Genomic DNA, 12,482 nt, shown 5'->3' on the forward strand with positions numbered 1-12,482 from the left:
ATCCTTGCCCCACACGCAACGATCGGATGGCGGCATGCTGCAGGTTCAAAACGTCTTCAAAAGCTACCTCACCCCCCAAGGCCCGTTGCCCGTGTTGCAAGGCATCGACCTGACGCTCAAGCCCGGCAGCAGTCTGGCGCTGATGGGCGAGTCGGGCAGCGGCAAAAGCACGCTGCTGCACCTGATCGCCGGCCTGGATAAAGTCGACAGCGGCAGCATCCACAGCGGCGAACATCGACTCGACACAATGAGCGAAGCGCAACTGGCCAACTGGCGGCGCACGGAAATCGGTCTGGTGTTCCAGCAGTACAACCTGATCGGCAGCCTGCGCATCGAAGACAACCTGGCGTTTCAGGCGCGACTCGCCGGGCGCCATGATCCGCGCTGGCAGAACCATCTGGTGCAGCGTCTTGGCCTGAGCGATCTGCTCAAGCGTTATCCCGAACAACTTTCCGGCGGCCAGCAGCAGCGGGTCGCGCTCGGCCGGGCGCTGGCGTCGCGGCCCAAATTGTTGCTGGCTGACGAACCCACCGGAAGCCTCGACGAGGCGACAAGCGACGAGGTGCTGCGGCTGTTGCTGGAGTTGCTCGACGACACGCCGACCACCTTGTTGATGGTCACCCACAGTCAGCGCGTGGCCGCGCGACTGGCGGAGCGGGTGGTGTTGTCCAGCGGTCGACTGACGTGAGGGTTTTCCGGCAAACGCTGATTGCCTTGCTCAGTCACTGGCGGCGACACCCGGTGCAGTTCTTCAGCGTGCTCACCGGGTTATGGCTGGCCACCAGCCTGTTGACCGGTGTCGAAGCGCTCAACAGTCAGGCGCGGGACAGTTACGCCCGCGCCAGCCAGATGATCGGCGGCGAACCCCAGGCCAGCCTGAGCACGCCGAATGGCGCGACGTTTTCCCAGCAATGGTTTGTCGATCTGCGCCGGCAAGGCTGGCCGGTTTCGCCAGTGTTGCAAGGGCGTTTGATCCTTAAGGGCCATGAATCCCAGCGCCTGCAATTGATGGGCATCGAGCCGGTGTCGCTGCCGGCCGACAGCGCGGTGGCGGGACAGGCGATGCCGATCGAGCGCATCGTCGATTTTTTCACCCCGCCGGGCAGCACCTGGATTTCCCCCGACACCTTGCAAGTGTTGAATCTGACCGAGGGCGCGACACCACAAACCGAAACCGGTCAGACGTTGCCTCCGCTGCTGACGCAAAAGGACATGGCGCCCGGCGTGCTGCTGGTGGACATCGGTGTCGCTCAACGTGTGCTCGAACAACCTGATCAACTGTCGCGGCTGCTGTTGCCCAAGGATTTTCACGCCGACGTGCCGGCGGCGTTCAAAGGCCAGTTGCAGCTCAAGAGCAGCGGCGAAGAAAACAATCTGGCGCGGCTGACCGAGAGTTTTCACCTCAACCTCGATGCACTTGGTTTTCTCTCGTTTGTCGTCGGCCTGTTCATCGTGCATGCCGCCATCGGCCTCGCACTGGAACAGTGTCGCGGATTGCTGCGCACGTTGCGCGCCTGCGGTGTCAGTGCGCGAATGCTGATCGCCGGCCTGATCGTCGAACTCGGTGCGCTGGCGTTGATCGGCGGACTGTTCGGTGTCGTCAGCGGCTACTGGCTGGCGAGCGTGCTGTTGCCGGATGTCGCCGCCAGCCTGCGCGGGTTGTATGGCGCGGAAGTGGCGGGGCAGTTGCGCCTGAGTCCCTGGTGGTGGTTCAGCGGCATCGGCTTGAGCCTGCTCGGCGCGTTGCTGGCCGGGGCAAACAGCCTGCTGCGGGCGGCGCGGCTGCCGTTGCTGGCGGTGGCTGATCCGCAAGCCTGGCATGAACAGCATGCACGCTGGTTGCGCCGGCAGGGCTGGGTGGCCGGGGTGTTTGCGGCGATTGCGTTGATTGCGCTGGTGTTGGGTGACAGTCTCGCCAGCGGATTTGTGTTGATGGCCGGGTTGCTGCTCGGCGCCGCGCTGGCGCTGCCGGTGGTACTCAGTGCGCTGTTGAACGGTTTGCTCGGGCGCCGTCGTTCGGTGCTGGGGCAGTGGTTTCTCGCTGACTGCCGACAGCAATTGCCGGCACTGAGTCTGGCATTGATGGCGCTGCTGCTGGCGATGGCAGCCAACATCGGCGCCGGCAGCATGACCGCCGGTTTCCGCCAGACCTTCAACGACTGGCTCGAACAACGGCTCACTGCCGAGCTCTATCTGAATCCGAGCAATCCGGCCCAGGCCCGCGAGCTGTACAGCTGGCTCAAGCAACAGCCGAGTGTCACGGCGATCCTGCCCAACTGGCAGGTTTCGGTGACGCTGCAAGGCTGGCCGACGGAGGTGTTCGGCATCATCGACCATCCGCACTATCGTCAGCACTGGCCGCTGCTCGAAGCCCGGGGCTACGACCCGTGGGCGTTGCTGGCCAAGGACGACGCGGTGATGCTCAGCGAACAACTCGCGCGCCGGCTCAAGGTGCGGCCGGGGGATCATCTGACGATTCCGACGCCGGGCCTGTCGTGGTCACCGCGCATCGTCGGGATCTATGCCGACTACGGCAATCCCAAGGGGCATGTGCTGGTCAACAGCAATCATCTGCTGCGCAGTTGGCCGCAGTTGACGCCGAATCGCTTCAACCTGCGGATCGAGCCGGCAAAGATTCCGGCATTGCTCAGCGCCTTGCAGGCACGCTTCCAGCTCGACGACAGCCGCATCGTCGATCAGGCGCGGCTCAAGGGCTGGTCGGTGCAGGTTTTTGAGCGAACCTTTGCCGCCACGGCTGCGCTGAACAGCCTGACGCTGGCGGTTGCCGGTGTGGCGTTGTTCATCAGTCTGCTGACCCAGAGCCAGAGTCGCCTCGGCCAATTGGCGCCGTTGTGGGCCTTGGGTGTGACGCGGCGGCAATTGATGCTGCTCAACCTTGGCCAGACCTGGCTGCTGGCGGTGCTGACCCTGGTGCTGGCATTGCCGTTGGGCATCGGGCTGGCGTGGTGTCTGGATGCGGTGATCAACGTGCAAGCCTTTGGCTGGCGTCTGCCGTTGCGGGTGTTTCCGTTGCAGTTGCTGCAACTGACCGGGCTGGCGCTGCTGGCGACACTACTGGCCTCGGCGTGGCCGCTGTATTCGCTGTACCGCACGCAACCGGCGGACTTGCTGAGGACGTTTGCCCATGAGGATTAGCTTCGTCGTGGTGTGCCTGACGCTGTTGCTCAGTGGCTGCGACAACCCGGTGCCGGAACAGAAAGGCTTCGCCGGGATGGGCGCTCAGGCGCAGGCCTTCACGCCGGTGGTGCCGGGGCGGGTGTTCAGCTTTCCGGCGGATCATGGCGCTCATGACGGTTTTCGCATCGAGTGGTGGTACGTCACGGCCAATCTCAAGGATGCCCAAGGCAATGATTTCGGCGTGCAGTGGACGTTGTTTCGCAGCGCCCTTAACGCATCGCCGGAGCAATCGGGCTGGGCCAATCAAACGATCTGGCTCGGGCATGCGGCGGTGACCTCGGCCAGCGTTCATCACGCCGCCGAGCGGTATGCCCGTGGCGGCGTCGGGCAGGCGGGGGTGCGTGCGGTGCCGTTCGAGGCGTGGATCGATGACTGGCACTTCGTCAGTCAGGCGAGTGATCCGCTGGGCGACATGCAGCTCAGCGCGAAGGACAAAAACTTCAGCTACCAACTGCGCCTGACTTCCAGTCGTCCGCTGGTGCTGCAAGGTGATCACGGCTTCAGTCAGAAATCCGAACAGGGCCAGGCCTCGTACTACTACAGCCAACCGTTTTTCCAGGCCAGCGGCACCCTGCAAATCGACGGCAACACCTACACCGTCAACGGCCCGGCCTGGCTCGACCGCGAGTGGAGCAGCCAGCCGCTGACTGCCAACCAGACCGGTTGGGACTGGTTCTCCCTGCATCTGGACGACGGCGCGCACGTCATGCTCTACCGCATGCGCCAGAAGGAGGGCGCGCCTTATCTGACGGGCACCTGGATAGGTGCTGATGGTCAGACTGAAACGCTGCACGCCGAGCAGATCAAACTGACGCCGCAGGACACCGCGAAGGTCGCGGGTCGTTCGATGCCGGTGCGCTGGTCGATCGGGATTCCGGAAAAGAACCTGCAGATGACCCTCGATGCAATCAATCCCGACGCCTGGATGGGGTTGCGCATTCCTTATTGGGAAGGGCCTGTGCGGTTGAGCGGCAGTCAGGGCGGGCGCGGTTATCTGGAGATGACCGGGTATTGATTCACCCTGTGCCAAGAGCGACGGCGGATCAGCGTCTATGCTCCTTGGCACGCACGGCGCCGAATGCGCCGTGTGCTGCCATCCATCACAGGGAACGTACCGCTTATGAAGCTTCAAACACTGTCGCACGCCATTGCACTCGCCACTGTCCTGTCCGCCTCCACGGCGTTCGCGGCCGATATTCCTTTGTCAGCGACTGTCGAGAAGGATCAGGTCACCACCAAAGTGCTGGCGGTTGATCCGGCCAATCATCAGGTCGTCCTTGAAGGCGAAGAAGGTCGCCAGGTGCATGTTCAGCTCAGCGACAAGGCTAAAAACCTCGCCAACCTGAAGGTTGGAGACAAGGTCGACATTCAAGTCACCCGTTCCGTGGCAGCTTTCCTGGACACTGACGTGGATAAAGGTCTGCCTGGCTCCACCGAGCGTACCGGCGAGCTGCGCAACGCCGTGGGCAGCAGCAACCCTGGCGGCGAGGCATTCCGCCAGATTCAGGTACAACTGAAAATCACCAAAATTGATTTGAAGAAAAACCAGGTCACCCTGGAAAACCCTTCGGGCCAGTCGAAAACCCTCAATGTCGAAAAGCCTGAAATCCAAGCCAAACTCAAAGATCTGAAAATCGGACAGAGTGTCGTGGTCACTTACACCGATGTATTAAAAGTGACCAGTGAACATGAAAGCTGAGTATTAACTCTACAGCGTGACTGTTCTTGTACAAGTAGTTGTATGAGAACAGTCATATAAAATGATCGGATCCGATAATTCTGAAAGTTTCTCGGGAAATATCGGTGATCAATATCCGTTAACGTTTTAGTACATAAAATTCATCCTCAATTAGCACGACATATCCGCCAACTTCCATTAAAATCCTTCCCGTTCGCCCAGTGTCAGGGCTCTTTACCGGTGCATGGATTGCCAGGCCATTACACTGGGCGGACACCTCCTCCGGAGAGAGGACTAAAGAATTCGGATAAAAAAAGGGCGACTGTGAAGTCGCCCTTTTTTATTGTTCTCAGGATTTGGCATGCCGCATGCCTTGCTGCATCTGAATACGCTTGAGTGTTTGCTGGTACATGGTGGTGCGGCGGTGGTTCTTGGCATAGCCACCAGCGGCGGCTACGGTGCCGGCCTGGATGTGATCCAGGTAGCGGAAGATCGTCCGCGGTGAAAGAAATCTGATGCCGTAGCCAAGGCTGCTTAATCGATCCTGCAGCGTGTATCCCGGGACCCGGTCATCCATCGAAAAATGCAGGCCATGGGCCTTGATCAACCGAGCATTCCACAGGGTGCAGAAGCTTTTCAGGTGGGTTTCCCGGTAGGGTTTTGGCTCCCGGGAGCGCAGGCCCAACTGCAGTTTCGCCCGCCGAAAATAGTGTTTGAAATAACGCGAAGACAAGCGCCAGGTGTCTCTTAAAACACCCCGGTCAAGCTGTTCGACACAACCGACTGCTGCTGTATCCAAAGATTGCATGCACTCTTTCATCATCATTGAAAAGACAGTGCTGTCGAAAACGAAAGTATCGGTGTGCAGTAAAAACAGGTAATCGGTTTCAACCTTTTCAAGTGCCAGATCGAGTGCCTTGCCGTGGGCAATATGCCCGGCTTCTTTGCAAGGGGAAGGGCGCTCGATCAAGTTGATCCAGTCCAGAGAGCGCAAGTAAGCCAGGCTTTCGTCGGCAGAATCGTTGTCCACCACCCACACCGGAATCTGCTGTTCCTTGACGTATTCCTGGAGAAACTCCAGGCACATCCGGGTTATTTCCGGGGTTTTGTAATTGACCAACACAAGACTGAACGCGGGCTGTTGTGCCGAGGGGAAATCAAACTCTCTCATGGACTGGGCTCACATCGAAATGAATGGCTTTGTGTGCGGCGAAAAACGCACGCACCCGCTGCTTTGTGGCCCGGATGGTAGGGACGCAACCTTAGTTGAAGCTTAATTTCGAAACGCTCGGCGTCGGTCGACTTGTAACGGCTTGCGACGCCTGCGCGAGCAGCGCACACGGCGATATTCCACGGTAAGATGCGCCGCCCTTTTCAGATCAAGGAAGACAACGGCCCGCGCCGTTCGCCACGGATGAAACCACTTTCCCTCTACCACCCGGCCCTCTACTGGCTGCGCGTGTGGCAAAAAAGACTGTTCCGCCACATCGCCTGGCACTGCTCGAGCAAACGCTACGCACGGCCTGCCGCGACGCCTGAGCGCTTGTCGTATCGCTACCTCAAACACACCTCCAAACTGATCCGCAAACTTGGCGACTCCGACCTGGCGCTGCAACACAACAAAGTCATCAACCTCAAACTCGCCGTCGCCGCCATCGACGGCGTCACCATCGCCCCCGGCGAGTATTTCTCCTTCTGCCGCCTCGTCGGCCGCCCGACCCGAAAACGCGGCTACGTCGAAGGCATGGAACTGTCCTTCGGCCAGGCCCGCACCGGCATCGGCGGCGGCATCTGCCAACTCAGCAACCTCATCCACTGGATGGCCATTCACTCACCCCTGGTCGTCATCGAACGCGCCAACCACAGCTTCGACCCCTTCCCGGACGACGGCCGCGTCCTGCCGTTCGGCTCCGGCGCGGCGATCTTCTACAACTACATCGACCTGGTACTGCACAACCCGACGGATCGCAGCTTTCAGCTGAAGTTGAAGGTGGGGGAGACGCAACTGGAAGGGGAGTTGTTGAGTGATCGGGAGCGGGAGTTTCGGTATCACGTGTTTGAATTGGGGCATCGGTTTGTGCGGGAGGGGGAAGGGTGTTTCGGGAGAATGAGATTTGGCGGGAGGTGAGGGAGAAGGGGCAGGTGGGGGCGTTGGTGGAGAGGGAGAGGTTGTATGGGAATCGGGTGGTGGTTAAGTATGAGGTGGGGGAAGGGATGATTCAGGGTCAACAGGGATAATCGTTGTTGAGGTCATATGGCTTGATTATCGATATTTAATCGGCTTATCCATACATATATAAAAGGTCCACGATAAGTTCTAGTTCTTGTTGTGTGAACTGAGCGTTATTCGAACTTCGAATATCCTCAAGCACACCTCTGATCGGGATTTGCCGGGAATGATCTTGAATAAGATCGATCAGGTGCTCGAAATTAGGGTGGTTTTTGCTGAGGTGTTTTTCGATCAACCCCTTCAGTGACGCTCGGGCCTGTAGGTCGGTTAACATTGTTGCTTGCCCTAATAATAAAAAAGGTGGGGGAGGACCGGTTCAAGGTTTATTTTTTACGAAAATTAATCTGGTTTCTTTATTTGTTGGCTAGCAAAAAGGGGCGATTGAAGTCGCCCCTTGTTGTTCATCAGACTTCCTGTTTCCAGGCGGAAAGGGTGATCACGGTTCCCTCTTCTTTTCGATTGTTGATCTCGATTTTGTAGGTCCCGCCACCGATATACCCCTCAACAAGTGCTTTTCTCTCGGTGCCGCTGATCTCGGCATCTTTGGCATGTTGTTTGTAAAATTCCAGCACGCTTGCGTACTCGGTGTAGGTCCGCAGAATGACCTCGAACTCATGTCGCGGCCGGCCGGCCATTTCATCCCAGTCGCCATCCATAGGGGCGCCGACCATGCCGGGCGTTGTGAATTCTCCGTGTGCTCCAGCACCGATCAAATAAGCTTGCTCGGGAAGCAGCGGAAGCATGAATTTGGGAAAGTCGGAAGGAAGCTGTGAAGCGCTCCACGCCGCTTTTTTTCGGATCTGTGGAAACGTATTCGACAGTCGCAATCTTCTGCACATTAGCGCGTGTTTCAGGATTGTCGCTCTCGGCAAGGATGGCTTGCATGGGCGGCAGTTGTTTACTCCAGGTAACAAGAGACGCAGCATCATCTTTGTTCGCGCCTTTCGGCTGGAAGATAGTCAGCACAGTGTCCGTTAGGTCATTACAGCTCAACGACTCTTCTCGGGACTTTACTGTGCAGTGTCCGTTTACCAACCCGACGGCTACCAATTGGCCCTTTTCATCCAGCAACAAGGCAGCCCGTTCGATACCGTTATTACGGTCATTCATGGCTGTAATCATCTTTTTCCCGGCGGGTACCCCTTCTTCAAAAGTCGAAACTTCTGAATCGAGGGATTCAAGCACCTGCTGCACGATCATGGTGTTGTCGTTTGTGTAGCTACCGGTCGCATAGCCAAAAAAAGCAACCAGCGAAGTTCGAATTGCCGGATCCTGATTCAGTGTTGGAGGAGTGGGCGCTGCGGGATCATTTGTCAGCAACAACGCAACGGTGCCGTCGGGACGTTTTTCTGAGTGCAGTGACAGGGCGGTTGCGTTCAGGGACAGAGTCAAGGCGAGGATGAGAGTTAGTGAGCGTGTTAGGTGTGGCAAGAGACAGTCCTTTGTGTGGGTTGTAAATCAAGGAAAGGGGACAGATTTATTTTTTATTGTCTTTAGCGAAAAATAAATCTGTCCTCTTTAGTTTATATGTCATAGGGCTGATTTTCATTTGTCTCCGGAACCATGAGGTTTGAAAAGCCTTTTCCATAGGGGGGCTTGAAAATTCAATATATATACTCTTGGTGAGAGTTTTGACTATGCGTAATATAGTGTATTTTCATTTTTTTGACAGAAAATGGACAGATTTATTTTCTTGTTGTCTTTGGCGAAAGATAAATCTGTCCTCTTTGTTTTTGGTTTGAGTTATATTTAAAATTGCGCACTACTGGCTTTTTTTAAAAGGTTTTCAAGTTCGGGATAGGATTCGAGTTCTTCATGGTTTAGGGTGTCAATAACAGCTTGTATCTTTTTGGCGTATTTATTTTCGATTGGGGCTTCACTCCAATCCAGTTCTGAGGCAGAGGCTATTAGTACCTCGGTAAATGGAGAGTCCAAAAGTTTCTTTAGAATCTCAATTGCCTGAGTGGATCGATGCTCTCCAAGTGCCGCAGCACTTCGCTCCTGCCAATACTCTTCCCTCGATAGGATCGTGTCATTAAGCCGGATCCAGTCATCAGGCCTGAACTTTCCTAGAACTCCTTTGGCTATCTGTTCTGTAATGTATTCATTCCAGTTAGAATCTTCGCTTTGTCCCAGCCAGTAGTTGTATTCATCGAAGGCCTTACTATTCATGAATGTGACTTAATTTTAATAGGAGGCGGCATGTGGGGCTAAATAGGGGGTAGGCTTATTTTTATTTTCTTCAGCGAAAAATAAACCTGTATCCTTTAATTTATGCTTCAAGCATAAAGTCTTCGATTTTCTTAATGTATTCCGTCTTGTTTTTTGTTCTGAATTCCCCTAGGAATATTTCAGAGTTTTTTAGAGGTTTTCCTTTGTTGTCATACTTGATTGTTAGGAAATCAACTACAAATTCCCCTGATGGATCTCCTTCCGGTTCAACTCTGGAGTCAAAGCAGTGTCCCGTAGCTCGTCGAACTCCACCTAGTAATACTGAACTGCTAAACCACTCTGCAGTTTCAGGTGTGAGGTCAACCTCGAAAAGGTTGTTGATTGTGATTGTCCATCCACTAGGTACTCGTAGGGGTTGGAGTTCGTATTCAAGCTTGGTTTTCATGTTATTTGGTTTTCCCCATATATTTTTGAACTTGCTCTGGAGAGGCTGGGAAACTGTGTATTACAGGCTCTCCTGCTTTTGTTAGTTCGATTCTTACCCAGTTGGTGAGTTCGCCGTTGTTGTAGCCCACTGGGGTTTCTGATCGATAGAACATATATCTTGATCCTCCGTGATCGAATACGTTCCCATCGCGTACTGCCGCATACGCAGCTTGTTTTTCAAATCCACTAACGTTATTTGCAATATCTGGTAAGTAAGATGCTTCGGGCTTTCCGTCTCTGGTTCCTTTGCCAACGTTGACAAGAGGGGACAGATTTATTTTCCTAAACGAGAAATGGATCTGTCCCTTTCAATTTTATCCCTTTGTTTGGTTTATGACTTGAAAGGGAAGGTTTCTCCGGTTATTGCTATTCCTGTTGTGGTTGTGCTGATGCTGTTTATATTGTTTATTACTAGCTTTAGATTGTTGGTGTTTGGGAATAATGAAAATAATAGGTCGAAGTACAGGTAGTTTTTGATTAGTTCAGTGGCTTGTTTTGGACTTTTTTTAACTAGTTCTAAAAAGTCTGGGTATTGCAGCTCTTCAAGTTTAGGTATTTCTGGGAAGCCTTGTTCTGCGTCGTCAATTTTACACTGTTCAATAAATGAGTCGGCGCATTTTATAAAGCTGTCAGGTAATTCGTTGAACTCAGCTGTTAACTCGTAATTTTTTGTTTGTAAGTTTGTCGATTCGCCAAATCCTAGACTTCGATATCCGACAGAGCATGGATTGATTACCTCACCTTCTGATGTGAATTTCATGGGGTTGTCCCTGGTGGAAGTAAAGTGATTGTTCCATCTTTTTCCAATGTAATAGACCCAGATGGCTTGTACTCTTGGCCAGCTTTCGGATCAAGACCTGATCGAGTTCCTGAACGTTGGAAAAATTCTTCTGGTGATTTTATTTCTTCAATATTAGCGGTTTTGTTTCCTGGCACGATTCGAGTTTTCTCAAGAGAAAGGAAAGCCTCTTGGCCCTCAAATTTTCCTTCTAGTGCTTTCACATGCTTGCCAGCTTGGTTGGCGTTGAGGTGGCCGAAACCAAAAAGGTCAAAGGGGACAGATTTATTTTTTTAACGAAAAATAAATCTGTCCCCTTTGGTTGTCCCCTTTGGTTCAGGGATTCAAGCACCTGCTGCACGATCATGGTGTTGTCGTTTGTGTAGCTACCGGTCGCATAGCCAAAAAAAGCAACCAGCGAAGTTCGAATTGCCGGATCCTGATTCAGTGTCGGGGAGTGGGCGCTGCGGGATCATTTGTCAGCAACAACGCAACGGTGCCGTCGGGACGTTTTTCTGAGTGCAGTGACAGGGCGGTTGCGTTCAGGGACAGAGTCAAGGCGAGGATGAGAGTTAGTGAGCGTGTTAGGTGTGGCAAGAGACAGTCCTTTGTGTGGGTTGTAAATCAGATTGAGAGGTTGGTTTTGTGTGAGATAAAACGGATTTTCTTTTCAGGATGAAAAGAGGTGAAAGGGGACAGGTCCAAGGTTTATTTTTTCAACGAAAAATAGATCCGAAAAATAAGTCTGTCCTTTTGACTGGTCCCCTTTGACTGGACTGGTTCCCCTTTGGATTTTTTACCAGAGATCAATTCGGCCGCATTTGAACTCGATTAGGTCGCCAGTATTTATGCCGCCGGGTAAGTAGTCATCGATTAATAGTTTTATTCCACCCACGGCCACCAGATGCTCTGATGCATTTATTACTCTGGCAATTACTTTTCGAGATAGCCCAGGTTTCTCTGTGTTCCAGATCCCTACTGCCGACTCGATTTCACAGATCATTGCATCTTTTAACGAGAAAACATGCAGTGGCTCATTTATGGTTTCTCCAATGTTCGCACTGCATGGCTGAGAAAAAGGCAATGCAGGTAAAGTTTCCGTCACTGATCTCAACTTCCGCCTCAGCCGAGTCTTTGGATATCCAACTGATGTCCTTTATTAACATGTCTATTGCTCTGTCTTTAATCCGTAAGGAGACTTCCATCCGACCTGAGGGTCAGCACCGATCGTGTCTGTTTTTACCGACTTCGGTTGTGCTTTCCACCTAAACTCGGAGCTTTATTTTCAAAGAATGAAATGGGTTTGAGGTGCATTGTAGTAATTTCTCCAGTAGCCCTATCGACACCAACGAGCAAACCTTTTGCACTTCCAATCCCTCCAGGGATTGCGACGTAAGCGTTTAACTCAGGTGTAAACGTCCGTTTCGAATAACGGAGTTGGCGTCAGCTACAAGGAGAAAAGGAGACAGATTTATTTTTTATTGTCTTTAGCGAAAAATAAATCTGTCCCATTTTTGCATTTTTGACATTTTTGCCGGTGTAAACCTATTTCAGGACTAGACAAACGAAAAATAAATCTGCCCCCTTTGGTTGGCTTGTTTTTTCTAGGTTTTGAATTTGTGAATTGTCATTTCGCTTTCAAGTTGATAGCCGGAGATGAAGTTGGATAGGCCTGAATCCATGATGTCCAACCAGCTGGCTGGAGTGGTTCCAATGTCGTCGGTGAACTCCATCCATTCTGCTTCTACAAATTTTTTGTCGGCTTCATTAAAGATTTCACCCTTTTTTATGGCAACTTTTTCGATGTCCTTTGTACATATGTCAAATTCAAAGGAGGCGCCATATAAGGTGCCGTTTGCTGATTTTATAATGAGAAGGTCGGCACCTTGTGCGTATGTACTTACATATGCATCTGCGGCGTAAAAAATTTTTTCCATACA

13 protein-coding genes and 1 pseudogene are annotated in these 12,482 nt (G+C 53.2%); 5 read left to right on the forward strand and 9 right to left on the reverse strand.

Annotated features, from left to right (window positions below; genetic code table 11):
* The first annotated feature begins 34 nt into the window (after positions 1 to 34).
* From R1A29_RS09805 to R1A29_RS09820, 4 genes are all read left to right on the forward strand, one after another.
* Positions 35 to 688, forward strand: coding sequence for an ABC transporter ATP-binding protein (locus R1A29_RS09805; RefSeq protein WP_438301302.1), 654 nt, complete (start codon positions 35 to 37; stop codon positions 686 to 688).
* On the forward strand, positions 685 to 3,156 hold the full coding sequence (locus tag R1A29_RS09810; RefSeq protein WP_438301303.1) for an FtsX-like permease family protein: 2,472 nt from the start codon (positions 685 to 687) through the stop codon (positions 3,154 to 3,156). Before R1A29_RS09805 ends, R1A29_RS09810 begins: the two co-directional genes overlap by 4 nt.
* Positions 3,146 to 4,213 (forward strand): lipocalin-like domain-containing protein, encoded by a 1,068-nt coding sequence (locus R1A29_RS09815; RefSeq protein ID WP_438301304.1) that lies wholly within the window; start codon positions 3,146 to 3,148, stop codon positions 4,211 to 4,213. The genes R1A29_RS09810 and R1A29_RS09815 overlap by 11 nt, the downstream gene beginning before the upstream one ends.
* A 105-nt stretch (positions 4,214 to 4,318) precedes the next feature.
* Positions 4,319 to 4,897, forward strand: coding sequence for a hypothetical protein (locus tag R1A29_RS09820; RefSeq protein ID WP_438302025.1), 579 nt, complete (start codon positions 4,319 to 4,321; stop codon positions 4,895 to 4,897).
* Positions 4,898 to 5,225: 328 nt separating this feature from the next.
* Here the strand turns inward: R1A29_RS09820 and R1A29_RS09825 are convergent, their stop codons facing one another.
* Complete coding sequence (locus tag R1A29_RS09825) at positions 5,226 to 6,047, reverse strand: glycosyltransferase family 2 protein (protein WP_438301305.1); 822 nt, start codon at positions 6,045 to 6,047, stop codon at positions 5,226 to 5,228.
* A gap of 243 nt (positions 6,048 to 6,290) precedes the next feature.
* Between R1A29_RS09825 and R1A29_RS09830 the strand changes: the two are divergent.
* Positions 6,291 to 7,114, forward strand: a pseudogene (locus R1A29_RS09830) (VanW family protein).
* 396 nt (positions 7,115 to 7,510) lie between these two features.
* Here R1A29_RS09830 and R1A29_RS09835 read toward each other — a convergent pair.
* The 8 genes from R1A29_RS09835 to R1A29_RS09870 form a co-directional block, all read right to left on the reverse strand.
* On the reverse strand, positions 7,511 to 7,762 hold the full coding sequence (locus R1A29_RS09835; protein ID WP_438301306.1) for a hypothetical protein: 252 nt from the start codon (positions 7,760 to 7,762) through the stop codon (positions 7,511 to 7,513).
* Positions 7,743 to 8,537 (reverse strand): hypothetical protein, encoded by a 795-nt coding sequence (locus R1A29_RS09840; protein ID WP_438301307.1) that lies wholly within the window; start codon positions 8,535 to 8,537, stop codon positions 7,743 to 7,745. The genes R1A29_RS09835 and R1A29_RS09840 overlap by 20 nt, the downstream gene beginning before the upstream one ends.
* Before the next feature lie 318 nt (positions 8,538 to 8,855).
* The gene (locus R1A29_RS09845; protein ID WP_438301308.1) at positions 8,856 to 9,278 is read right to left on the reverse strand and encodes a HEAT repeat domain-containing protein; all 423 of its coding nucleotides are present in this window, start codon (positions 9,276 to 9,278) and stop codon (positions 8,856 to 8,858) included.
* A gap of 100 nt (positions 9,279 to 9,378) precedes the next feature.
* On the reverse strand, positions 9,379 to 9,723 hold the full coding sequence (locus R1A29_RS09850) for a hypothetical protein (protein WP_139831743.1): 345 nt from the start codon (positions 9,721 to 9,723) through the stop codon (positions 9,379 to 9,381).
* A 372-nt stretch (positions 9,724 to 10,095) separates the two neighbouring features.
* Positions 10,096 to 10,524, reverse strand: coding sequence for a hypothetical protein (locus R1A29_RS09855; RefSeq protein WP_438301309.1), 429 nt, complete (start codon positions 10,522 to 10,524; stop codon positions 10,096 to 10,098).
* Positions 10,521 to 10,766 (reverse strand): hypothetical protein, encoded by a 246-nt coding sequence (locus R1A29_RS09860; protein ID WP_438301310.1) that lies wholly within the window; start codon positions 10,764 to 10,766, stop codon positions 10,521 to 10,523. The genes R1A29_RS09855 and R1A29_RS09860 overlap by 4 nt, the downstream gene beginning before the upstream one ends.
* Entirely contained in the window at positions 10,763 to 10,909 is a 147-nt protein-coding gene (locus R1A29_RS09865; protein ID WP_438301311.1) for a hypothetical protein, read from the reverse strand. Before R1A29_RS09865 ends, R1A29_RS09860 begins: the two co-directional genes overlap by 4 nt.
* A 1,237-nt stretch (positions 10,910 to 12,146) precedes the next feature.
* Positions 12,147 to 12,479, reverse strand: coding sequence for a hypothetical protein (locus R1A29_RS09870; protein ID WP_438301312.1), 333 nt, complete (start codon positions 12,477 to 12,479; stop codon positions 12,147 to 12,149).
* Positions 12,480 to 12,482: the final 3 nt, after the last annotated feature.

The organism is Pseudomonas sp. NMS19W, assembly GCF_051554255.1.
GTDB classification, from domain to species: domain Bacteria; phylum Pseudomonadota; class Gammaproteobacteria; order Pseudomonadales; family Pseudomonadaceae; genus Aquipseudomonas; species Aquipseudomonas kribbensis.

What these genes read in the sequence shown, in the direction of transcription:
- R1A29_RS09805 (WP_438301302.1), top strand. Translation starts at nt 35, where the DNA reads ATGCTGCAGGTTCAAAACGTCTTCAAAAGCTACCTCACCCCCCAAGGC.
- R1A29_RS09815 (WP_438301304.1), top strand. Translation starts at nt 3,146, where the DNA reads ATGAGGATTAGCTTCGTCGTGGTGTGCCTGACGCTGTTGCTCAGTGGC.
- R1A29_RS09820 (WP_438302025.1), top strand. Translation starts at nt 4,319, where the DNA reads ATGAAGCTTCAAACACTGTCGCACGCCATTGCACTCGCCACTGTCCTG.
- R1A29_RS09825 (WP_438301305.1), bottom strand. Translation starts at nt 6,047, where the DNA reads ATGAGAGAGTTTGATTTCCCCTCGGCACAACAGCCCGCGTTCAGTCTT.
- R1A29_RS09835 (WP_438301306.1), bottom strand. Translation starts at nt 7,762, where the DNA reads ATGGATGGCGACTGGGATGAAATGGCCGGCCGGCCGCGACATGAGTTC.
- R1A29_RS09845 (WP_438301308.1), bottom strand. Translation starts at nt 9,278, where the DNA reads ATGAATAGTAAGGCCTTCGATGAATACAACTACTGGCTGGGACAAAGC.
- R1A29_RS09850 (WP_139831743.1), bottom strand. Translation starts at nt 9,723, where the DNA reads ATGAAAACCAAGCTTGAATACGAACTCCAACCCCTACGAGTACCTAGT.
- R1A29_RS09855 (WP_438301309.1), bottom strand. Translation starts at nt 10,524, where the DNA reads ATGAAATTCACATCAGAAGGTGAGGTAATCAATCCATGCTCTGTCGGA.
- R1A29_RS09865 (WP_438301311.1), bottom strand. Translation starts at nt 10,909, where the DNA reads ATGATCGTGCAGCAGGTGCTTGAATCCCTGAACCAAAGGGGACAACCA.
- R1A29_RS09870 (WP_438301312.1), bottom strand. Translation starts at nt 12,479, where the DNA reads ATGGAAAAAATTTTTTACGCCGCAGATGCATATGTAAGTACATACGCA.